Origin of the sequence: Streptomyces sp. NRRL B-24484 (assembly GCF_000717715.1) — a bacterium.
Taxonomy (GTDB): domain Bacteria; phylum Actinomycetota; class Actinomycetes; order Streptomycetales; family Streptomycetaceae; genus Kitasatospora.
Genome location: NZ_JOAI01000006.1, coordinates 163,482 through 184,093 on the forward strand (window position 1 = coordinate 163,482; position 20,612 = coordinate 184,093).

Sequence of the window (20,612 nt, forward strand, 5' to 3'; positions counted from 1 at the left end):
GGCCTGATGGCCTGCCAGGTGCGCCGACCCGTATCGTGGGGCGGACGCGGTGCGGTGGCCGGGTCCGCGCCCGGCGGCCGCCGCGGTCGGCGCGGCGAGGACCGGGGGTGCGGCCAGCATGACCAGACGGCACGTGGGCGGGCCCCAGGACCCCGAGGACGCCCCCGCCGGCCCCGGGCGGGCCCCGGAGCACCCCGGCCGGCACGGCGGGCGGGCGCACCGCGAGGACCTGCAGCGCCGCGAGGACCTGGAGCACGAGGAGCACGACCGCCAGGTGCTGGCCGGCGCGGACTTCCCGCTGTACGCCGCCGTCGAACCGGGTGGGACGGGCGGCCCCGCCGATCGGGACTGCCTGGCCGGCTACGAGGTGCTCGACGGCCGGCTCCGCTGGGTCGAGCTGCGCCGCGGGGACTGGACCCGCCCGCAGGGACCGTACGTCTCGGTGCGCACCCACGCCGCCGACCCCGCCGGGCCGCCGCTGCCCGAGCTGGAGGACCTGGTCGAGGACGAACGCGACCGCGTGTACGACCAGTTGGACATCGACGAGGGTGACGGGCCGGGGCGGACGAGGGCGCTGCGCGGCTGGATCTCCGTCGACGGCGAGCCGCTCCCGGTGGAGATCCACGAGGACAGCCGGCCGGTCGGACCCGACGGCGCGGACCCCGTGGCCGGGGGCTCGCCGGTCTGGGCCGGCCGGCTGCAGGTGGACGGTGTCGCCGTGACGGTCACCGTGCGGGGGCTGCCGCCGGGCGGGGTGGAGCTGCGCCGGGTCGTCGACACCGAGCCCTTCGTCCGCGGCCGCACCGCCCTGACACGGGAACTGTCGGAGCGCCGGAGCGGGCGCACCGTGCCGGTGGAGGAGCGGGAGCTGCCGCCGGTCACCGGGCTGGAGGCGCACCGGGCGGTAATCGAGCACAGCATCCAGGAGGCCATCGCGATGGAGGCGCAGCTGTGCTCGCGGCGCTCCGGCCGGATGCCGCGGCGGCTGCGCGGGGAGGCCGGCGCGGAGCGCTGGGAGGCGGCGGTGCGGCAGCAGATGCGGCTGGCGTCGGAGAGCCGGCCGGAGGCGGTGGAGGCGGTCTCCGCGATGGTCAACCAGCTGACCCGGCTGGCCCAGCGGACGGACTGGCTGGTGGGGACGGCGGAGGGCGAGGCGGCGGTCGCGGAGTCCGTCCGGTACACCGCCTTCGCGAGCGAGGTGCCGAGCCTGTCGGCGCAGCTGGCCTGGGCGCGGCTGTGGGCGGGCGGCGAGCCGGGCGGTGCGGACGGTGCGGAGGCGCTCTGGCTGGAGTCCTGGGAGGACTGGCGACTGCTGCGCCGGGGCTGAGCACAGCGGTCCCAGGTGAAGAGCAGGTCATGGGTTCGCATCAGGACGGCAAAACACCACGGTGCCGCAGCCCCCGGTTCATGCCGGGTTCACCCGCCGCGAAGAGTCTGCTGCGCGTCCTTCCCGTACGCCCACCCTCTGGAGTGACCGACATGTCGCTGTCCCGCCGGGACTTCGTGAACCGCTCGACCGTGCTCGGTGCCGGTGTCCTCATCGCCGGCAGTGCCGAGGTGCTGGCCACCGCCCCCGGCGCGATCGCGGCCCCGCTCGGCGGCGACGCCCCGGCGGCCGGGAAGGGCGCGCACACCGCGCTCGGCTACGGCCCGCTGGTGTCCGACCCGGAGGGCGTCCTGGCGCTGCCCAGGGGCTTCAGCTACCGGATCATCACGTACACCGGGAAGACGACGCTGGTCACCGGCGAGTCGACGCCCAGCAACCACGACGGCACCGCGGCCTTCCCCGGCCGGCACGGCGCGACCCTGCTGGTCAACAACCACGAGCTGAAGGGGAAGCGGAGCAGCTGGCCGCACCCGGTGCCGCTGCTGGAGGGCCACGTCTACGACCCGGCCGCGGCCGGCGGCTGCACCGTCGTCGAGGTCGCCGAGCACGGCAGGCAGGTCCGCGAGTGGGTCGGCATCGCCGGTACCTCCACCAACTGCGCGGGCGGCGCCACCCCGTGGGGGACCTGGCTGTCCGGCGAGGAGACCGAGGATCGGGCCGGCCAGAACGGCATGACCAAGGACCACGGCTACATCTTCGAGGTGGACCCGTACGACCAGGACGCCAACCGCGACCCGAAGCCGGTCAAGGCCTTCGGCCGCTACCCGCACGAGGCGGCGGTGGTCGACCCGAAGCGCGGCCACGTGTACCTGACGGAGGACGCGTCCGGCCCGAACGGCCTGCTCTACCGGTGGACCCCGCCGGCCGGCTTCCACCACGGCCGGGGCAGGCTGCGCACGCTGGCGGACGACGCCGGTGTGCTGGAGGCCTTCACGTGCTTCGACTCGCACGGCAAGCCGGTCGACGACCTGTCGCGGGCGACGGAGATCGGCACCACCTACGGCGTGGACTGGGTGAAGGTGCCGGACCGCGACGCGAAGACGGTCTCCGTCCGCAAGCAGTTCAAGGACGGCGAGGTCACCCGCTCCCGCAAGCTGGAGGGCATGTGGTGGGGTGACGGCGGCACCTACTTCGTGGCGAGCTACGCCCGCGAGGAGAGCCCCGTCCAGCACGACGGCCAGGTGTGGTTCTACAACCCGGCCCGCCGCACCGTCACCCTGAAGGTGCTGCTCGGCGTCAACAAGGACGTCTGGGCGGACAACGGGAACTTCGACGGCCCGGACAACATCACCGTCTCCCCGCACGGCGGCCTGGTGATCGCCGAGGACGGCGAGGGCCAGCAGCACCTGTTCGGCACCACGGACGAGGGCCGGACCTTCCCGATCGCCCGCAACGAGCTCAACCTCGGCACCGCGCAGGCGCCGGAGTTCAGCGAGTTCACCGGCGTCACCTTCTCGGCCGACGGCGGGACGCTGTTCGCCAACATCCAGGAGCCGGGCATCATGCTCGCGATCACCGGCCCGTGGCACCGCCTGCGCCGCCACTGACCGGCCCCCGGCCCGCGGGCCGGGGAAGGACCCGTCCGCTGCCCGCCGTCGACGCCCCGTCAGGCGTCCTCGGCGGGCAGCCGCAGTTGCAGCATCGCCAGCAGCCGCTGCTGGGGCTGGGCGAGGTCGAGCCCGGTGATCTGTTCGGCCCGGCGGACGCGGTAGCGCAGGGTGTTGGGGTGGATGTGCAGGGCGTCCGCGGCGACCCGCACCTCGCCGAGCGCGTCCAGCCAGGCGAGCACCGACTCGGCGAGCCGGGTGCCGTGCTTCCGGTCGTACTCGGCGAGTTCGGTCAGCCGCGGGTCGCGCAGCCGGGTGTGTTCCTGCAGCAGCGCCAGCACCTCGCTGACCAGTACCTCCGCCTGGACGTCGGAGAGCGCCGCGACCTGGCGGGCGACCCCGCCGCGGACCATCGCGTCCAGGATCCGGTCGGCCTGCGCCCGGGACTCGGTCACCTTGGCCAGGCCGTCCACGGTGGTGCCGATCGCGGCCCGCAGCCGCACCCCGAGGTGCTCGTGGGCCGCATCGACCACCTCCTGCGCCCAGCCGCGCAGGGTGGCGGCGGGCAGTGCGGGCGGCAGTTCGGGCAGCAGCACGTACACCCGGTTCTCGATCGGGGCGAGCAGCGCCCCGCGGTGCCGGGCCGCGGCGTGCACCGAGATCAGGCCGGTCACCTCGGCGCGGGTGAGTTCGGGGTCGGCGCCCTCGGAGGGGGAGTCGGCGGCGTACGCCAGCACGGTCGCCGGGCGGCGCAGGCCGAGGCCGAGGTGGGTGGCCAGCGACTGCGGTCCGGTGGAGCCCTCCAGCAGTCCGGTCAGCAGGGTGCGGGTCAGCCGGACGTCCGCGGACAGCTCGCGCCGCCGACGGACCAACTGCCCGGCCGCGACCCGGGCGGCACCGACCAGTGTCTGCTCGGACTGCTCGGCGAGCGGCTGGGCGCCCTCCTGGACCCAGATGGTGCCGAGCGGCTGGGCGCCGGCCCGGATCCCGATCGCCAGCCGGCGGCGGATCCCGAGGTCCGGGTGGGCGTCGATCTCGATCACGGCGTCGGAGCCGCGCAGGTGCTGGAAGACGCCCCACTCGCGCAGCTTGGACAGGTACGGCTCCGGGCCCTGCCAGCCGAGGATGGAGAGCCGGCGCAGGTCGTCCAGCTCGTCCGAGTCGGAGGAGCGGGAGTAGGCGAGCACCCGGCTGGAGGTGTCCTCGATGGAGACCACGCCGTGGGTGAGCACGGCGACGGTCTGGGCGAGCGAGAACAGGTCGCCGGCGTTCGGCTCGGCGGCCTCCGGGGTGTCGGGGCCGGCGATCAGCATCCGGGCCAGCCCGTCGAGGTGTTCCCAGCGGGTCTCCGGACGGACGGACAGCAGCGCCACCCCGGCCTCCGCGGCGGCCTCCCGCAGGGCGTCCGGGACACCGCCCGCGTCCAGTTTGACGGCGACCGCGGCGGCCCCGCCCCGGCCCGCCGCGCGCACCACCGGCAGCGCCGCCCGGCCGCGGACGCCGATCGCCAGCACCAGCTCGCCGGGGCCGGCCGCGGGCGGCTCCTCCGGGTCGAGGATCGCCACGTCGCGCACCGGAACGTCCAGGCCGGCCGGGGCGGCCTGCAGCTCGACCAACGGCTCGCCCAGCGACATCAGCAACTGCCGCAGCGGCAGGCCCGCGACGGCGGTCACCGGGCCGCCCCGGGCGCGGAGCGGGCGGCGCTCATCGGACGGCGGTCTTCGGCTGGTCGGCTGGTCTGTTCACACGTACAAGGGTATCGGCCGCACTTTGGCGGCCCGGCCAATCAAGCGGACCCCGGCCGCGGCATAGCGTTGCCGCAAGGCCGACGTGCGACCCCCGCCGGCCGACCCATGACGAGAAGGAGAGCGTGCGCGCCATGGATGCTGTGACCCAGGTCCCCGCGCCGGTGAACGAGCCGGTCCACAGCTACGCCCCCGGCAGCCCGGAACGGGCCCGCCTGGAGGCCAAGCTGAAGGAGCTGGGTGGCCAGGAGCCGCTCCAGCTCACCATGACCGTCGGTGGCGAGCACCGGATGGGCGGCGGCGACGAGATCCACGTCGTCCAGCCGCACAACCACGCCGCCCGCCTCGGCACCCTGCGCAACGCGACCCGGGACGACGCGCAGGACGCCGTCGAGGCCGCCCTCGCCGCCGCCCCCGCGTGGCAGGCGCTCTCCTTCGACTCCCGCGCCGCGATCTTCCTGCGCGCCGCCGACCTGCTGGCCGGCCCCTGGCGCGAGACCCTGGCCGCCGCCACCATGCTCGGCCAGTCCAAGACCGCGCAGCAGGCCGAGATCGACACCCCCTGCGAGCTGGTCGACTTCCTGCGCTTCAACGTGCACTTCGCCCGGCAGATCATCTCCGAGCAGCCGATCTCCTCGGACGGCGTGTGGAACCGCAGCGACCACCGCCCGCTGGAGGGCTTCGTCTACGCGATCACCCCGTTCAACTTCACCGCGATCGCCGGCAACCTGCCGACCGCGCCCGCGCTGATGGGCAACGTGGTGATCTGGAAGCCGTCCCCGACGCAGCAGTTCGCCGCGCACTACCTGATGCAGCTGCTGGAGGCCGCCGGCCTGCCCAAGGGCGTCATCAACATGGTCACCGGCGACGGCCTGGCCGTCTCCGAGGTCGCCCTCAAGCACCCCGCGCTCGCCGGCATCCACTTCACCGGCTCCACCGCGACCTTCCAGCACCTGTGGCGCGAGGTCGGCACCAACATCGCCGGCTACCGCACCTACCCGCGGATCGTCGGCGAGACCGGCGGCAAGGACTTCCTGGTCGCCCACCCGTCCGCCGACAAGGCCGTGCTGAAGACCGCGATGACCCGCGGCGCCTTCGAGTTCCAGGGCCAGAAGTGCTCGGCGCTCTCCCGCGCCTACGTCCCGGCCTCGCTCTGGGCCGAGATCAAGGACGACTTCCGCGACGAGGTCGAGTGGCTCACCATGGGCGACGTCTGTGACCTCACCAACTTCATGGGCGCCGTCATCGACGAGCGCTCCTTCGCCAAGAACAAGGCCGCGATCGACCGCGCCAAGGCCGACCCGAAGGTCGAGGTCCTGGCCGGCGGCACCTACGACGACTCGGTCGGCTACTTCGTCCGCCCGACCGTCCTGGTCTGCGAGGACCCGGCGAGCGAGTACTTCCGCGACGAGTACTTCGGCCCGATCCTCGCCGTGCACGTCTACCAGGACGAGAAGTACGACGAGATGCTGGCCCAGATGGAGTCCGTCGCCGCGTACGCGCTGACCGGCTCGATCATCGCCCAGGACCGCGAGGCCGTGCAGCACGCCATGCAGGTGCTGCGCCAGGCCGCCGGCAACTTCTACATCAACGACAAGCCGACCGGCGCCGTCGTCGGCCAGCAGCCCTTCGGCGGCGGCCGCGCCTCCGGCACCAACGACAAGGCCGGCGCCAAGCAGAACCTGATGCGCTGGACGTCCACCCGCTCCATCAAGGAGACGTTCGTCCCGCCGACGGACTACCGCTACCCGCACATGGGCTGACACCCCGTTGCACCTCCGGGACGGCGGCCCGCCCACCCGTCGCCCGCCGCCACCCTCACGGGACGCGCTGCGCGCGACACCCCCTGGGGCCGCCGTCCCGCCCTCTCCACCACTCCGGAAGAAAGCCCAGGAGTCACCGATGCTCCGTTCCGCCCTCCTCGCAGCGTCCCGCTCCCCGCAGGTGCGCACCGTCGTCGAGAAGTTCCCGCCGACCCAGGCCATCGTCAAGCGCTTCGTCGCCGGCGAGACCCTGCAGCAGGGCATCGACGCCACCGCCGAACTCGTGGCCAGCGGCCGCCGGGTGACCCTGGACCACCTCGGCGAGGACACCGCCGACGCCGCCCAGGCGGCCGGCACCGCGGAGGCGTACGAGCACCTGCTGGCGGCCCTGGAGGAGACCGGCCTCGCCGCGAACGCCGAGGTCTCGGTCAAGCTCTCCGCGGTCGGCCAGTTCCTGCCGGCGGACGGCGAGAAGATCGCGCTGGAGAACGCCCGGCGGATCTGCGAGGCCGCCGCCGCGGCCGGCACCACGGTGACCCTCGACATGGAGGACCACACCACCACCGACTCCACCCTGGAGATCGCCCGCGAGCTGCGCGCCGACTTCCCGTGGCTCGGCGTCGTCCTCCAGGCCTACCTGCGCCGCACCGAGGCCGACTGCCGCGACCTCTCGCACGCCGGCTCGCGCGTCCGCCTCTGCAAGGGCGCCTACAAGGAGCCCGAGTCGGTCGCCTTCCAGGGCAAGGAGCAGGTCGACCTCGCCTACGTCCGCGCGCTCAAGGTCCTCATGGGCGGCGAGGGCTACCCGATGATCGCCAGCCACGACCCGCGCATGGTCCGGATCGCCGGCCAGCTCGCCGAGTGGAACAAGCGCGACACCGACAGCTTCGAGTACCAGATGCTGTACGGCATCCGCCCCGAGGAGCAGCTGCGCCTCGCGGAGGAGGGCAACACCATGCGCGTGTACCTGCCCTACGGCCAGGAGTGGTACGGCTACTTCATGCGCCGCCTCGCCGAGCGCCCGGCGAACCTGACCTTCTTCCTGCGCGCCATGGCCACCCGCGGCTGATCGCACCGTCAGCCGCGGGGGATGTGGGACCGGCCGACAGCTGCCGGCCGGTCCAAGGAGGGGACGGGCGTGTGGGCGCCCGTCCCCTTCGTCATGCCGTGCTGCGGGGCCGTCAGAGCATGCGGGCCGCGGGGTCGACCATGCCGCGGGCCGTCTTGGCGTCGACGTACTCCTCCAGCGCGGTCATCACCCATTCGCCGGAGAACTGGCGGACCAGCTTGCACATGGCCACGCCGGTGCGCGACTCGGCGTGGGTGAGGTCGAACCGGACCAGCTCCTGGCCGCTGCCCGCGTCCAGCAGGCGGCAGTAGGCGTTCTTGACGTCGGTGAACTTCTGTCCGGAGAAGGAGTTGACGACGAAGACCAGGCCGCACACCTCGGGCGGCAGCCCGTCCAGGTGGACGGTGATCGACTCGTCGTCGCCGGTGCCGGCACCCGTCAGGTTGTCGCCGGAGTGCGCGATCGCGCCGTTGAAGATCGACAGCTTCATGAACCAGGCCGTCTCGATCTTCTTGCGCTGCGCGTCGAAGGCGATGCAGGAGGCGTCCAGGTCGACGTTGCGGCCGCGCCCCGCCGGCTCCCAGCCGAGACCCATCCGGACGGCGGACAGGAACGGCTTGCCGCCCTTCTCCAGCGAGACCGAGCCGCCCTTGGTGAGGCTGACCCGGCCCTTGTCCAGGGTCACCTTGGTCATCGACGGCGCGGACGGCGCAACAGGAGCGGCGGGCGCAGCGGCGGGCTGCGGCGGCGCGGCGGGCTTCTGCACGTCGTGCACGGGCGGGGCCTGCAGGGGCGGCGCGGCGGGCATCGGCGGCGGGGCGGCCGCGGCCGCCGGACCGGGGTCCTCCACGTTGACGCCGAAGTCGGTGGCGATCCCGGCCAGGCCGTTCGCGTAGCCCTGGCCGACCGCGCGGACCTTCCAGACACCGCCGCGCCGGTAGACCTCGACCACCACCAGGGCCGTCTCGCTGCTGAGTCTGGGCGGGGTGAACGTCACCAGCACCTCGCCGCTGCCGGCGTCCCGCACGGTGGCGGTCGGCTCCGTGCCGGCGAAGGTGGCGCCCGCCTCGTCGAGGCTCGCCGTCACCACGATCTTGTCGATGCCCTCCGGCACCGAGCCCGTGTCCACGGTGATCGCGTCGGGGGTGCCGCCGCCCCCGGGGCGGTGGGTGACACCGGGGCCGTGCGGGGCGTTGAAGAAGACGAAGTCGTCGTCCGACCGGACCTTGCCGGCCTCGGTCAGCAGCAGGCCGGAGACGTCGAGCGCCTTGGGCGCCGTCACCTCGACCGTCACCCGGTCGGCGTTGAGTGGGGCGTTGCCGCCCTGGGTCAGGACCGTGGTCACGGTGCTCCTCCTCGCTCCTCGCGGCGTCCGGGCGTGTCCCCGGCCACCCTAGGGCACCCCGGCCGCCGGACGCGGGGTGACCCGCTGTCAGTCGCTTCCCGCTGTGAGAGAACAGGGCTTGTCGAGCCCGTCCGGCTGGGAAAGCATGCTGGAATGCCAGCTCTGCAACGTTCCGAGGCCGCCGTCCGTGCCCAGCTGCTCGACGTGCGGTCGTACTCCGTCGACCTCGACCTCACCCGCGGCGAGGAGCTCCTCCGCAGCACCACCGTGATCCGGTTCGGCTGCGCGGAGCCCGGCCGGGACTCCTTCGTCGACGTCGCCCCCGCCCGGCTGCTCCGCGCCGAGCTGAACGGGCGGCCGCTCGATCCCGCCGCGCTGGACGGCAACCGCCTCGCACTGCCCGGGCTGGCCGCCGAGAACGAACTGCTCGTCGAGGCCGACATGGCGTACTCGCGCACCTGCGAGGGCCTGCACCGCTTCACCGACCCGGCCGACGGCGCCGTGTACGTCTTCGCGAGCCTCGGCCCCGACCTCGCGCCGCAGCTGTTCGCCTGCTTCGACCAGCCGGACCTGAAGGCGCCGTTCACCGTCACCGTCACCGCGCCCGACGACTGGACGGTGATCGGCAACGGCAGCTCCGCCCGGCTGCCCGACGGCCGCTGGGAGATCGCCCCGACCGGCCCGATCTCCACCTACCTGGTCACCGTGGTCGGCGGCCCGCTGCACGCCGTCCGCACCGAGCACGACGGCATCCCGCTCGGCCTGTACGCCCGCCGCTCGCTCGCCGCCGAGCTCGACCGCGAGGCCGAGGAGCTGTTCGAGGTCACCCGGGCCTCCTTCGACCGGCTGCACGGCCTCTTCGACGAGCGCTACCCCTTCGGGACGTACGACCAGGCCTTCGTCCCCGAGTTCAACTGGGGGGCGATGGAGAACCCGGGCTGCGTGGTCTTCCGCGACGAACTGCTCTTCCGCTCCGCGCCGACCGAGGCGCAGCGCGAGATGCGGGCCATGGTGGTCTGCCACGAGATGGCGCACATGTGGTTCGGCGACCTGGTCACCATGGCCTGGTGGGACGACCTGTGGCTGAACGAGTCCTTCGCCGAGATGCTCGGCTACCGGACGGCCGCCGACTCCACCCGCTTCACCGGCGCCTGGACGTCCTTCGCGGTCAAGCGCAAGGGCTGGGGCTACGACGCCGACCGGCGCGGCTCCACCCACCCCGTCGCCGCCACCGGGATGGGCTCGGTCGCCGAGGCGCTGGTCAACTTCGACGGCATCTCCTACGCCAAGGGCGCCTCCGCGCTGCGCCAGCTCGTGCACTGGCTGGGCGACAAGGCCTTCTTCGCCGGCCTCAACGCGTACTTCGCCGAACACCGCTGGGGCAACGCCGACCTCGCCGACTTCCTCGCCGCGCTGAGCGCCGCCGGCGGCCGGGACGTCCCCGGCTGGGCCGAGGCCTGGCTGCGGACCAGCGGCGTCGACACCCTGCGCCTGGAGGTCGAGGCCGAGGGCGACGTGCTCGCCTCGGTGGTGCTGGTCAACGACGGCACCCGACCGCACCGGGTGAGGGTCGGCGTGTACGACCGGGCGGACGGTGCGGTGGTGCTCCGCGAGCGGATCGACGCGGACGTCGCCCCCGGCGGCCGCACCCCGCTGCCGGAGCTGGCAGGCGCCGCCCGTCCGGCCCTGCTGCTGCCCAACGACGGCGACCTCACCTGGGCGCTGATCCGCCTGGACGAGCACTCCGCGGCGACCGTCGGCACCTCGCTCTCCCGGATCGAGGACGGGCTCGCCCGGGCGGTGCTCTGGGAGCACGCCCGCGACCTGGTGCGCTCGGCCGAGCTGCCGGCCGCCGGGTACCTGCGGCTGGTCGCCGACCACCTGCCCGCGGAGACGGAGGTGACGATCACCGAGGCGGTGCTGAAGTTCGCCGCCGAGCACGTCGTCGCCCGCTACCTCGACCCCGCCGACCGGCCCGCCGCGCTGGCGCTGGTCGACGACGCCGCCCGTGCGGTGCTGGCCCGGCCGGACGCCGGGGAGAGCCTGCGGATCGCCGCCCTGCGCGCCGCCGTCGCCACCGCGGCCGGCCCCGAGCGGCTCGCCGAACTGGCCGGCTGGCTGGACGGCCGCGACCTGCCCGGCGGCGTGCCCTTCGACACCGAGCTCCGCTGGGCGGTGCTGGTGCAGCTGGCCGCAGCGGGCGCGGTGGACGAGGAGGGGATCGCCGCGGAACTCGCCGCCGACCCCAGCGACACCGGCGAGCAGGGCGCCGCCCGGGCCCGCGCCGCACTGCCCGACGCGGCCGCCAAGGAGCGCGCCTGGCAGACGCTGTTCACCCCGGACGGCCTCTCCAACCACCTGCTCGTCGCCACCGCGGACGGCTTCTGGCGCTCCGGCCGCCCGGACCTCCAGCAGGCCTACATGCGGCGGTACTTCGAGCAGATGCCGGCGGTGGGCGCGCGCGGCGGCGCGGTGGTGAAGGCGCTCGGCCACTCGCTCTTCCCGACCGGGCTGGCGCTGTCGGGCACCGTCCGCGCGGCCGAGGCGTGCCTGGCCCGCACCGACCTCACGCCGACCCTGCGCCGGGTGCTCGCCGACGAGCTGGACGACCTCCGGCGGGCGCTCGCCCACCGGGGCTGACCCGCGCGGGTGCCCGCCCGTCCCGCGGGACGGGCGGGCACCGACGGCATGCCGGGGTCAGGAGCCGCGCGGCCACTCGAAGACGCCGCGGACGGCGACCGCGTGCGGATCGCGGCCGTGGGGGACGAACGCCGAGGCGCTCCACGTCTCCTGGACGGTGCCCGTGGGCCGGCCGCTGCCGGGCAGCCGGGTGCCGAGCACCTCGAAGGCGTACGTGCCGGGCTCGATGTCCAGCCCGCCCGGCAGGGTGTACCGGTGGACCAGCACGCCGCGCTCCTGGGAGACGGTGGTGACCGCCCCGGGCAGGCTCGTCCACGGTGCGGTGCCGGGCAGCACCACGGGGCGCAGCAGCCGCAGCTCCACCTGGAGCGCGGTCATCGGCTCGCGCACCTCCAGCAGCAGGGTGTGCCGGGTGCCGGCCGGGCCGATCAGCTCGACGTTCGCCCGGCCGGAGAGCGGCTCGACGCCGGTCTTCCCGTCGGGGGTCGGACGGCCGGTCGGCGTGGCCGGGCCGGGCCGGGCGGGCTGCGGGGCGAGCGGCCGGGCGGCGGGCGGCTGCGGGGACGGCGAGGTGCCGGGCGTGCCGGTGGCCGCGGTGCCGCTCGGCGAGGGCGAGGGCGAGCCGCTCGGCGCCCCCGCGGACGGCGCGCCGCTGCCCGGGGCCGCCGCCGACGGGCGCCCGGAGGCGGCCGCGGGCGCGCTGCCGGTGTGCGTGCTGCGGGTCGGCGCGGTGGGCGCGGTGTGCACGGTCTCCGCCACGGCGGCGGCGCTCGTGGTGCCGTGTCCGTCCGGGCTGGGCAGCGGCGGGCTGGCACCGACGTTGGACATGCCGGGCCGGCGTCCGACGCCCTGCTGCTCGTTCAGCAGCCAGGTCGTCGCGATGCTGATCCCGACCACCGTGGACATCGCCACCGCCGCGCCGGAGAAGCGGATGGTGGGCAGCCGGAACCTGCCCCCGATCGGCTTGGGCCGGCTGTGCCGTCCGTACCGGACGGCCGTGCGGCCCGGCCCGGTGTCCTCGCGGAGCGCCACCGGCTCCCCTCCTCCCCACCCGATGCCGTTGCTCCCGGGGTGCCGCGGGCCCCCGGCCGCAGTGACAAGGGCACGAATGTAGCAGCGGTGACCGCGGTCTCCGCCAGACCCGGAACGCAACGGATGTGTTAACCGTAATGACGTACTGTGGCGGATAACTGACGCACCGTCCAATCGTACGGTTCCGCGGTCGGTGCAACCTCTTGCAACCGTTGCCCCGCGCGCCCGCGTGCCGCAGGCTGGAGCGAACCCCAGCCGCCTCGGAGAGACCGTCATGCCGCGCGACCCGCTGTCCGTACCCTCCGACCCGATCGCCGCCACCCCCACGGGCGACGACCCGGGCCGAACCACCGCCGCACGAGCGGTGCTGGACGAGGTGATGACCCTGCGGATCGCGCTGGACGACGACCAGGTGGGAGAGGTGCGTACCCGTTTCCGGTACGACACCGAGCGGCCCTGCGAGGTGCTGCTCACCTTCCACCTGGGCCGTCCCGACGAGGCGGACTGGGTGTTCTCGCGCGACCTGCTGCGCGACGGGATGGACGTGATCAGCGGACAGGGCGACATCAAGCTGTGGCCGGCGTACTGCCCCTGCCACGGCTCCACCCTGCACATCGCCCTGGACTCCCCGCACGGCAGCGCCATGCTGGAGGCCTCGCTGCCGCGGGTGCGGGCCTGGCTGGACCGCACCTACGCGCTGATCTCCGCCGACGAGGAACTGGGCGCGGGCCCGACCGACGCCGAACTCGCCGCCCTCCTCGCCACGGGCTGACCGGCGGGCGCCCCTCGCGGGCCGCTCAGACCGGCAGGCGGGCCGTGCCGGCGTGGAGGGCGGTGCGGAGGTCGCGGACCGCCGGGGCCGAGGAGGTCGCGAGCAGGTCCAGCGGTTCCGCCGGACCGTCCACCGCGACGGCGGCCGAGGCGGTCAGCCGGTACGGGCGGTGGTCCAGCAGGGCGCCCAGGTAGCGCCGCAGCCGGGAGAGTTCGGCGCGGACGGTGACGGTGCGCGCCCGGTCGCCGAACAGGCCCTCGGCGAGCTGGGCGGCGCTCAGCCCGGTGCGGTGCACCGCGAGCAGCAGCAGCATTTCGGCGTGCCGCGGGCTGAGGACGTGCGACCAGCTGCCCGCGCCGCCGGATACGTGCAGTTCGGGCCGTCCGGGCTGCCGCAGGTCGAGCCGGACACGGGTGCCGGTGCTCTGTTCGGCCACCCCGGCGGACGTGGCGCCGAGCGGGCGGACCAGCCAGCCGCCGCCGAGCGGCTCCACCGCGCACTCGCCGAGCGTCGGCAGCCACTCCACGGGTCGGCTGCCCCAGCCCTCGGCGGGCAGCCGCAACCGCTGCACCGGCGGGACACCGACCGCGGCCGCCGTCCAGCCGGCACCGTCGACGACCAGGGCCGGCCCGCTGACCCGGGCGAGCAGGCCGGTGGCGAGGGTGCGCAGGCGGTGCAGCGATTCGAGTTGGGCGGCCCGGAGCTCGGCCTCGGCGAGCCGGGCGGCGGTGGCGGTCAGCCGCATCAGGTGGGGCTGCACCTGGTGGGCGGGCCCGCTAAGGTCGAGGATGCCGAGCAGCCGGCCGGTGCGCGGGTCCCGGACGGGTGCGGCGACGCACGTCCAGGCGTGGTGGCTGCGCAGGTAGTGCTCGGCGGAGTGCACCGCGATCGGCCGCTCGGTGCGCAGCGCCATGCCGATGCCGTTGGTGCCGACCTCGTCCTCCGTCCAGCGGGCGCCCGTCTCGAAGCCGATGTCGTCGGCGTTGCGGCGCAGGTGGCGGGCACCGTCGAGCCAGAGCAGGTGCCCCTCGGGGTCGGTCACGGCGAGCAGGACGGGGGCGTCGTCGGAGGCCAGCAGGGTGGTGCGGAGCATCGGCAGCAGGGTGTCGAGCTGTGAGGCGCGGCGGCGGTGCTGGACGTCGGCGACGCCGATCCGGCGGACGTTGCGGCCCGCGTCCGGGTCGAGACCCAGTCGGCGCAGCCGTTCCCAGGAGTCGGTGATCTCGGGCCTGGGGACGGGGCCCGCGAGGTCGGTGTCGTGCGGGCCGGCGCCGAGGACGAGGTCGTAGGTGGTGGTGAGGGCGGTGGCGGAGAGCGGCGCGCGGCGGTTCCGGGCAGGCCGGTGCGTGCTGCGCACACCCATCACCCGCCCTTCGTCGACTCTCCCCGGTCCGCAGACAGGGTAAGGCTGCTCGATCTGGACATGCCGAGGGAGTCGGAATTCTCATTTTTGCCGTCCCGGATCGGCCATGATGGCCGGTTCGCGTGGTTGCGGGCGGCGCGGCTCCGGCGCGGACGGCCGCCGCGTGCACGGGTGGTGACGTTCCGTCAGGGGGCGTGCGCGGGCGGTCGGCGCCGGCGGGCGGGCCGGCGGGTGCCCGGGTGCGGCGGCGGGCGGTCCGGGGGTCGTCTACAGTCGTGTCGACCGTCTACGTCCATGTAGACGATCGCGGCGTCCCCGGGGAGCCGCTGCACGCGCACCGGAGGTCCGCCGATGACACCAGCACTGCTCGCCTACGACGGCAGCGGGATCGACGGCGGTCTCTACACCCGGGTCGTGGGATGGGCGGGCTCCGCCCCGGGCTGGCTGGACGGGTTGATCGCCGACTGGTCGGCGCTCGGGCTCGGGGTGTTCGCCCTGCTCATGCTCGGCGCCTGGTGGCAGGCGCGCGGCGCCGCACCGGCGGTGATGGCCCGGGCGCTTGCGGCACCGGTGGTGGTGGTCGCCGCCTACGTCGCGGACACCGTGTTCAAGTCCGCGGTCGAGGAGGTCCGGCCGTGCCGGCAGCTGGCCGTCCGGGTCACCCTGGAGAGCTGTCCGGCCGCCGGGGACTGGTCCTTCCCCAGCAACCACACGGTGATCGCCTTCGCCGCCGCGGCGGCGCTCTGGACGGCGAACCGCAGGCTCGGCGCGGTCGCGACGGTCGCCGCCGTGCTGATGGGCGCCTCCCGGGTCTGGGTCGGCGTGCACTATCCGCACGACGTGCTGGCGGGCGCCGTGATCGGGCTGGCCGCCGGGGTGCTGCTCGGCGCCGCCGCCGGCCGCGCCGCGCCGCTGGTGGAGCGGGCCCGGGCCGGGCGGCTGGGCGGTGTCCTCGGCGTGGGCGCACCCGCCTGATCGGGGCGCCCGGCGCGGGGCCCGCGGCCCGGCATCCGGGCGGTCCGCGCCCCGGCCGGTCAGCGGCGGATGAGACCGCGGGTGGTGGCGGCGGCGACCGCGGCGGTGCGGGAGTCGACGCCGAGCTTGGCGTAGATGTGCACCAGGTGGGACTTCACGGTGGCCTGGCTGATGTGCAGTTCGCGGGCCACGTCCAGGTTGGCCAGGCCGCGGGCGACGAGTTCCAGGACCTGCACCTCGCGCAGGCTGAGCGCCGTCGCGGGGGTGCGCATCCGGTGCAGCAGCCGGTCGGCCACCGCCGGGGCGAGGGCGGTGCGTCCGGCCGCCGCGTCCCGGACGGCCGCGGCCAGCTCGGCGGGCGGCGCGTCCTTCAGCAGGTAGCCGGTGGCGCCGGCCTCGATCGCGCTCAGGGTGTCGGCGTCGCTGTCGTAGGTGGTCACCACCAGCACCCGGGGCGCCCCCGGCCGGGCGGTGATCTCGGCGGTGGCCTGCGAGCCGTTCATCCCGGCGCCGAACTGCAGGTCCATCAGCACCACGTCGACCGGCTGCTCGGCGGCGAGCCGGACGGCCTCCTCGGCCGTGGCGGCCTCGGCGACGATCACCAGGTCCGGTTCGGTCTCCAGGACGGCGCGCAGCCCGGCCCGCACCACCGGGTGGTCGTCCGCCAGCAGCAGCCGGATCGCGGCGGTCATACCCGCTCCTCCTGCGCCTCGCGCGCCGCCGGTACGCCCCGGTCCGCAGACCGTACGGGGGCCGGCTCCGCGGGGGTCCGGTGGGTCGCGGAGGCCCGGTGGACCGCGGGGGTCGGCTCGCTCCGGTGGCCGGCCGGGGCGGGCAGCGGGAGCTGGGCCGCCACCGCGGTGCCCTGGCCCGGCGCGGACTCCACCGTCAGGCTGCCGCCGAGGGCCTGCACCCGGTGCCGCATCGCGGCCAGCCCGAAGCCGCCGCCCCCGTTCCCGCCGCCGTTCCCGCCGTCGCCGGTGACGGCCGCCGGGTCGAAGCCGGAGCCGTCGTCGACCACGTCCAGCGCCACTTCGGCGCCCATGTAGCTCAGGGTCACCTCGACCTGGCGGGCCCCGGCGTGCTGCGCCGCGTTGGCGAGCGCCGACTGGGCGACCCGGACCAGCGCCGGCTCGTACGGGCCCGGCAGCGGCGCCGGGGAGCCGGAGAGCGTGAAGTGCACCGGCAGCCCGTACCGGTCGGCGGAGGTCGCGCAGAGCCGTTCCAGGGCGCCGGCCAGCGGCAGCCCGTCCAGCACCGGCGGGGCCAGCTCGCGGACGAACCGGCGGGCCTCGGCCAGGTTGTCCTGGGCGGCCTCCCGGGCCACCCGGACGTGCCGTTCGGCGGCGGCCGGGTCGCCCGGCAGGGCGCGCTCGGCGGCGCGCAGCAGCAGCTGGATCGAGGAGAGGCCCTGTGCCAGGGTGTCGTGGATCTCGCGGGCCAGCCGCTCCCGTTCGGCGAGCACCCCGGCCGCGTGGTCGGCCGCGGCCAGGTCGGTCCGGGCGGTGCGCAGCTCCTCGATCAGCCGCCGCCGCTGCTCGCTCTCCCGGTACAGCGCCTGGTAGCCGAGCACCGTCGCGGTGGCGACCGCCGCGCCGAGCACCGGGCCGATGAAGGCCGCGGCCTCCAGCGTGCCCTGGTGCAGCGCGAAGCCGCCGGCCGCGGCCAGCGCGGTGGCGAGCACCGCGGCGAGGCCGGCCCGCCGCGGCAGCAGGTGCAACTGCACGAAGTACAGCGGGAAGGCCAGCCACACGCCGTCCCGGCTGACCGCCAGCAGCGCCAGCCAGGCGGCGCCCAGGGCGGCCAGCCACAGCACGGTGGCGGCCCGCCGCCGGCCCACCGCGGGGGTGAGCGGGCCCGCCGCGTACACCGCGCCCGCGGTCAGGGCGGCGAGCACCGCCCGCGGGGCGTCCGGCCCGCCGCCGTGCACCGCCCGGGCCGCGGCCAGCGCCAGCAGCCCGGCGACCAGCAGGTGCAGGCAGTGGTTGACGACACGCAGCACGGGGGTCAGGGCGCGGGGGTTCATGGTGCCTCCACGGTACCCGGCGACCCCCGGCCCACCGATCGATCAAAAGGTTGATTCCGGTCACCGCCCTTCGATTCCGAAGGATCGAACCGCGGCGCGATGTGAAGCCGAGGCGCGGTGACGAGAGTGGAGCCCGTCCACCGGAACCACTGCGGAAGGAGCCCGCGCCGTCATGTTCGTCGCCTGGAGGGACCTGAGGTTCGCCAAGGGCCGGTTCGCCCTGATGGGGGCGGTGGTCGTGCTGATCACCGTGCTGGTCGGGCTGCTGTCCGGCCTCACCGCGGGCCTCGCCCGGGGCAACGTCTCCGCCGTCACCGGACTGGACGCCGACCACCTGGCCTTCGCCGCCCCGGCCGACGGGCGGGGGCCCTCCTTCGGGGACTCCGTCCTCCCCGAGCGGAGCTGGCAGCAGTGGGCGGCGGTGCCCGGCGTCCGCGCCGCCGAACCGCTCGGCGTCGCCACCACCAAGGCCGTCGCCGGCCCCCGCTCCACCGCCGTCTCCGCCTTCGGCAGCCGCCCCGGCGCCGGCCTCGCCCCGCAGCCCGTCCGCGACGGCACGGCCGTGCTCTCCGCCACCGCGGCCGAGGAACTCGGGGTGCGGGCCGGCGACACCGTCGTCCTCGCCCGCCGCTCCCTCGCGGTCGCCGCGATCGCCGGGGACGCCGCGTACAACCACACCCCGGTGGTCTGGACGAGCCTCGCCGACTGGCAGACGATCTCCCCCGGCACCGCCGGGGACGGCCCGCACGCCACGGTGGTCGCCCTGCGCACCGGCCCCGGCACCGACCTCGCCGCCGCCGACGCCCGGCTCGGCACCCGCACGCTGAGCCGCGACGACTCGCTCACCGCGATCGGGGCCTACACCTCGGAGAACGGCTCGCTGCAGCTCATGCGCGGCTTCCTGTTCGCCATCTCCGCGCTGGTGATCGGCGCCTTCTTCACCGTCTGGACGATCCAGCGGACCGGCGACATCGCCGTGCTCAAGGCGCTCGGCGCCTCCACCCGCCGACTCACCGGCGACGCGCTCGGCCAGGCCGCCGTCCTGCTGGTGCTCGGCACCGCACTCGGCAGCGGCATCGCGGCGGCGGCCGGCGCCGCCGTCTCCGGCACGGTGCCCTTCGTCCTCGACGCGCCGACCCTGCTGCTGCCCGCCCTGGTCATGGTCGCGCTCGGCTCGGCGGGCGCCGCGCTCGCCGTCCGCCGCATCACCTCCGTCGACCCGCTGACCGCCCTGGGGAGCACCCGATGAGCCTCCACCTCGCCGACATCACCCTCAGCTACCCCGACGGCGACGGCCGCCTCACCGCCCTCGACCGGGTCGGCCTGGACGTGCCGCGGGGCTCGCTCACCGCCGTGGTCGGCCCGTCCGGCTCCGGCAAGTCCAGCCTGCTCGCCGTCGCCGCCACCCTGATCGCCCCCGACAGCGGCCGGGTCCTCGTCGACGGCACCGACACCGCCGGCCTCACCGCAGCCGGGCGGGCCGAACTGCGGCGCGACCGGATCGGCATCGTCTTCCAGCAGCCCAACCTGCTGCCCTCGCTCACCGCTGTCGAACAGCTCCAGCTGATGGCCCACCTGGCCGGCCGTCCCGCCCGGGGCGCCCGGGCCCGCGCCCTGGACCTGCTCGACGCGGTCGGTCTCGCCGACCTGGCCGACCGGCGCCCCGGCCGGCTCTCCGGCGGCCAGCGGCAGCGGGTCAACATCGCCCGTGCCCTGATGAACGAGCCGCAGGTGCTGCTGGTCGACGAGCCCACCAGCGCCCTCGACCACGAGCGCGGCGCCGCCGTCGTCGACCTGCTCGCCGCCCTCACCCGCGAACGGTCCACCGCGACCGTGCTGGTCACCCACGACCGCACCCACCTCACCGCCGCCGACCGGATCGCCGAGGTCCGCGACGGCCGCCTGCGGGTCCTCGCCGGGGCCTGACGCCGGGCTCCGGACGGCGGCCGGTCCCGGCAGCGGCGGTCTTTACGGGAGCCGGGGCGGGTGCTGTGCTGGGGCGGTGGTCGACGGTGGGGGTCTGTCCGTGACGGTCGTGCGGGTCTGTCTGCGGGACGGGCGCGGTGGCAGTCCGACGGCGGTGGTGGTCGGGGCCGGGGCGGGGGAGGCCGTGGGGCGGGACGTGGCCGTTCGGACAGGGGCCTCGCATGCCGTGTTCGTCTCGGTGGCGGACGCCGGGCCGGGCGGCCCGGACGTGTCGTTGCGCTTCTTCACCGCCGCGGGGGAGCTGCCCGCGTGCGGCCACGGGACGCTGGCGGCGCTGGCCCTGCTGGCCGAGCGTGCCGGGGGCGGGGAGCTGCGGGCCGTCGTGCGGACGGCGGCCGGGGTCTTTGCAGGTCGGGCGGCCCGGGTCGGCGGCATGCTCACGGCCTCGTTCGACGTCGGGGCCGTCGAGGTGTGCGGGCCCGCGGCGGCCGGTGCGTTCGACGAGGTGCTGGAGGCGCTCGGTCTTCCGCCCGGCGGGCCCGCGGGGGGTGCCCGGGTCGCCTCGGCGGGGCGGCCGCGGCTGCTCGTCCCGGTGGCCGGCCGGTCCGAACTGGCCGCGCTCGCCCCGGACGCCGACCGGCTCCGGGCGGCCTGCGACCGGCTCGGTCTCCTGGGCTGCTACGCGTACGGCCCGCCGACCGCCGGGGGCCGGCTGGCGGCCCGGATGTTCGCCCCGTCGATCGGTGTCCCCGAGGACATCGCCAACGTCAACAGCACCGCGTGCGTCGCCGCCCGTCTGGCCGGGGCCGGTGTGCCCTCCGTCGCGGTCGACATGGGTGACGCGCTCGGCGCCCCCGCCACCGTCACGGCCGCGCTGCGGGGGAGCGGGCCCGGGGCCGCCGTGCGGGTCGGCGCCGAGGCGGTGGTCGAGCGCACCGCCCGCCTGCGCTGACGGCTGGTCCGGGGCCCGGTCCGGCGGAACGACCGGTGCATCTTGTCTGTACAACTTTGCGGCCGGTTCA

Annotated in this window: 16 protein-coding genes; 10 read left to right on the forward strand and 6 right to left on the reverse strand. The window is 75.5% G+C overall.

The window, feature by feature from the left end; all coding sequences use genetic code 11:
* Nucleotides 1-118: 118 nt before the first annotated feature.
* Together IE98_RS0108045 and IE98_RS0108050 are read left to right on the forward strand one after the other, a co-directional pair.
* Nucleotides 119-1,327 carry a hypothetical protein gene (locus tag IE98_RS0108045; protein ID WP_159400849.1) on the forward strand — a complete coding sequence of 403 codons (1,209 nt, stop codon included), beginning with the start codon at nt 119-121 and terminating at the stop codon, nt 1,325-1,327.
* A 152-nt stretch (nt 1,328-1,479) separates the two neighbouring features.
* Nucleotides 1,480-2,934, forward strand: a complete 1,455-nt coding sequence (locus IE98_RS0108050; RefSeq protein WP_030266511.1) for an alkaline phosphatase PhoX — start codon at nt 1,480-1,482, stop codon at nt 2,932-2,934.
* A gap of 59 nt (nt 2,935-2,993) precedes the next feature.
* Here IE98_RS0108050 and IE98_RS0108055 read toward each other — a convergent pair whose 3' ends face one another.
* The gene (locus IE98_RS0108055) at nt 2,994-4,607 is read right to left on the reverse strand and encodes a PucR family transcriptional regulator (protein ID WP_030266513.1); all 1,614 of its coding nucleotides are present in this window, start codon (nt 4,605-4,607) and stop codon (nt 2,994-2,996) included.
* A 206-nt stretch (nt 4,608-4,813) separates the two neighbouring features.
* Here IE98_RS0108055 and pruA point away from each other — a divergent pair, with 206 nt between their 5' ends.
* Nucleotides 4,814-6,442 (forward strand): L-glutamate gamma-semialdehyde dehydrogenase, encoded by a 1,629-nt coding sequence (pruA, locus tag IE98_RS0108060; protein ID WP_030266515.1) that lies wholly within the window; start codon nt 4,814-4,816, stop codon nt 6,440-6,442.
* Between the two features lie 139 nt (nt 6,443-6,581).
* Nucleotides 6,582-7,511, forward strand: coding sequence for a proline dehydrogenase family protein (locus IE98_RS0108065; protein ID WP_030266518.1), 930 nt, complete (start codon nt 6,582-6,584; stop codon nt 7,509-7,511).
* 112 nt (nt 7,512-7,623) lie between these two features.
* Here the strand turns inward: IE98_RS0108065 and IE98_RS0108070 are convergent, their stop codons facing one another.
* Nucleotides 7,624-8,844 carry a TerD family protein gene (locus IE98_RS0108070; protein WP_030266521.1) on the reverse strand — a complete coding sequence of 407 codons (1,221 nt, stop codon included), beginning with the start codon at nt 8,842-8,844 and terminating at the stop codon, nt 7,624-7,626.
* Nucleotides 8,845-9,009: 165 nt separating this feature from the next.
* On the opposite strand from IE98_RS0108070, the gene pepN reads away from it, so the two are divergent.
* Nucleotides 9,010-11,496, forward strand: a complete 2,487-nt coding sequence (gene pepN, locus IE98_RS0108075) for an aminopeptidase N (protein WP_030266523.1) — start codon at nt 9,010-9,012, stop codon at nt 11,494-11,496.
* Nucleotides 11,497-11,553: 57 nt separating this feature from the next.
* Here the strand turns inward: pepN and IE98_RS44335 are convergent, their stop codons facing one another.
* Complete coding sequence (locus IE98_RS44335; protein WP_030266526.1) at nt 11,554-12,528, reverse strand: hypothetical protein; 975 nt, start codon at nt 12,526-12,528, stop codon at nt 11,554-11,556.
* Between the two features lie 274 nt (nt 12,529-12,802).
* Between IE98_RS44335 and IE98_RS0108085 the strand changes: the two genes are divergently transcribed.
* The gene (locus tag IE98_RS0108085; RefSeq protein ID WP_030266529.1) at nt 12,803-13,300 is read left to right on the forward strand and encodes an SsgA family sporulation/cell division regulator; all 498 of its coding nucleotides are present in this window, start codon (nt 12,803-12,805) and stop codon (nt 13,298-13,300) included.
* 25 nt (nt 13,301-13,325) lie between these two features.
* Here the strand turns inward: IE98_RS0108085 and IE98_RS0108090 are convergent, their stop codons facing one another.
* Entirely contained in the window at nt 13,326-14,657 is a 1,332-nt protein-coding gene (locus IE98_RS0108090) for a helix-turn-helix domain-containing protein (protein ID WP_159400850.1), read from the reverse strand.
* A 357-nt stretch (nt 14,658-15,014) separates the two neighbouring features.
* On the opposite strand from IE98_RS0108090, the gene IE98_RS0108095 reads away from it, so the two are divergent.
* Entirely contained in the window at nt 15,015-15,638 is a 624-nt protein-coding gene (locus IE98_RS0108095) for a phosphatase PAP2 family protein (RefSeq protein WP_030266534.1), read from the forward strand.
* Between the two features lie 59 nt (nt 15,639-15,697).
* Here the strand turns inward: IE98_RS0108095 and IE98_RS0108100 are convergent, their stop codons facing one another.
* Both IE98_RS0108100 and IE98_RS0108105 read right to left on the reverse strand, forming a co-directional pair.
* Nucleotides 15,698-16,330, reverse strand: a complete 633-nt coding sequence (locus tag IE98_RS0108100) for a response regulator (protein ID WP_030266537.1) — start codon at nt 16,328-16,330, stop codon at nt 15,698-15,700.
* Nucleotides 16,327-17,664 carry a sensor histidine kinase gene (locus IE98_RS0108105; protein ID WP_063748884.1) on the reverse strand — a complete coding sequence of 446 codons (1,338 nt, stop codon included), beginning with the start codon at nt 17,662-17,664 and terminating at the stop codon, nt 16,327-16,329. Before IE98_RS0108105 ends, IE98_RS0108100 begins: the two co-directional genes overlap by 4 nt.
* 172 nt (nt 17,665-17,836) lie before the next feature.
* Between IE98_RS0108105 and IE98_RS0108110 the strand changes: the two genes are divergently transcribed.
* The 3 genes from IE98_RS0108110 to IE98_RS0108120 all read left to right on the forward strand — a co-directional run bounded on the left by IE98_RS0108110 (nt 17,837) and on the right by IE98_RS0108120 (nt 20,542).
* Nucleotides 17,837-18,913, forward strand: coding sequence for an ABC transporter permease (locus tag IE98_RS0108110; RefSeq protein WP_030266542.1), 1,077 nt, complete (start codon nt 17,837-17,839; stop codon nt 18,911-18,913).
* The gene (locus tag IE98_RS0108115) at nt 18,910-19,590 is read left to right on the forward strand and encodes an ABC transporter ATP-binding protein (protein ID WP_030266544.1); all 681 of its coding nucleotides are present in this window, start codon (nt 18,910-18,912) and stop codon (nt 19,588-19,590) included. Before IE98_RS0108110 ends, IE98_RS0108115 begins: the two co-directional genes overlap by 4 nt.
* A 109-nt stretch (nt 19,591-19,699) precedes the next feature.
* Complete coding sequence (locus IE98_RS0108120) at nt 19,700-20,542, forward strand: PhzF family phenazine biosynthesis protein (protein ID WP_267882323.1); 843 nt, start codon at nt 19,700-19,702, stop codon at nt 20,540-20,542.
* The last annotated feature ends 70 nt before the right edge of the window (nt 20,543-20,612 follow it).

Coding starts and splice junctions, on each gene's coding strand:
- IE98_RS0108045 (WP_159400849.1), top strand. CDS start 119: ATGACCAGACGGCACGTGGGCGGGCCCCAGGACCCCGAGGACGCCCCC.
- IE98_RS0108050 (WP_030266511.1), top strand. CDS start 1,480: ATGTCGCTGTCCCGCCGGGACTTCGTGAACCGCTCGACCGTGCTCGGT.
- pruA (WP_030266515.1), top strand. CDS start 4,814: ATGGATGCTGTGACCCAGGTCCCCGCGCCGGTGAACGAGCCGGTCCAC.
- IE98_RS0108065 (WP_030266518.1), top strand. CDS start 6,582: ATGCTCCGTTCCGCCCTCCTCGCAGCGTCCCGCTCCCCGCAGGTGCGC.
- pepN (WP_030266523.1), top strand. CDS start 9,010: ATGCCAGCTCTGCAACGTTCCGAGGCCGCCGTCCGTGCCCAGCTGCTC.
- IE98_RS0108085 (WP_030266529.1), top strand. CDS start 12,803: ATGCCGCGCGACCCGCTGTCCGTACCCTCCGACCCGATCGCCGCCACC.
- IE98_RS0108095 (WP_030266534.1), top strand. CDS start 15,015: ATGACACCAGCACTGCTCGCCTACGACGGCAGCGGGATCGACGGCGGT.
- IE98_RS0108100 (WP_030266537.1), bottom strand. CDS start 16,330: ATGACCGCCGCGATCCGGCTGCTGCTGGCGGACGACCACCCGGTGGTG.
- IE98_RS0108105 (WP_063748884.1), bottom strand. CDS start 17,664: ATGAACCCCCGCGCCCTGACCCCCGTGCTGCGTGTCGTCAACCACTGC.
- IE98_RS0108110 (WP_030266542.1), top strand. CDS start 17,837: ATGTTCGTCGCCTGGAGGGACCTGAGGTTCGCCAAGGGCCGGTTCGCC.
- IE98_RS0108115 (WP_030266544.1), top strand. CDS start 18,910: ATGAGCCTCCACCTCGCCGACATCACCCTCAGCTACCCCGACGGCGAC.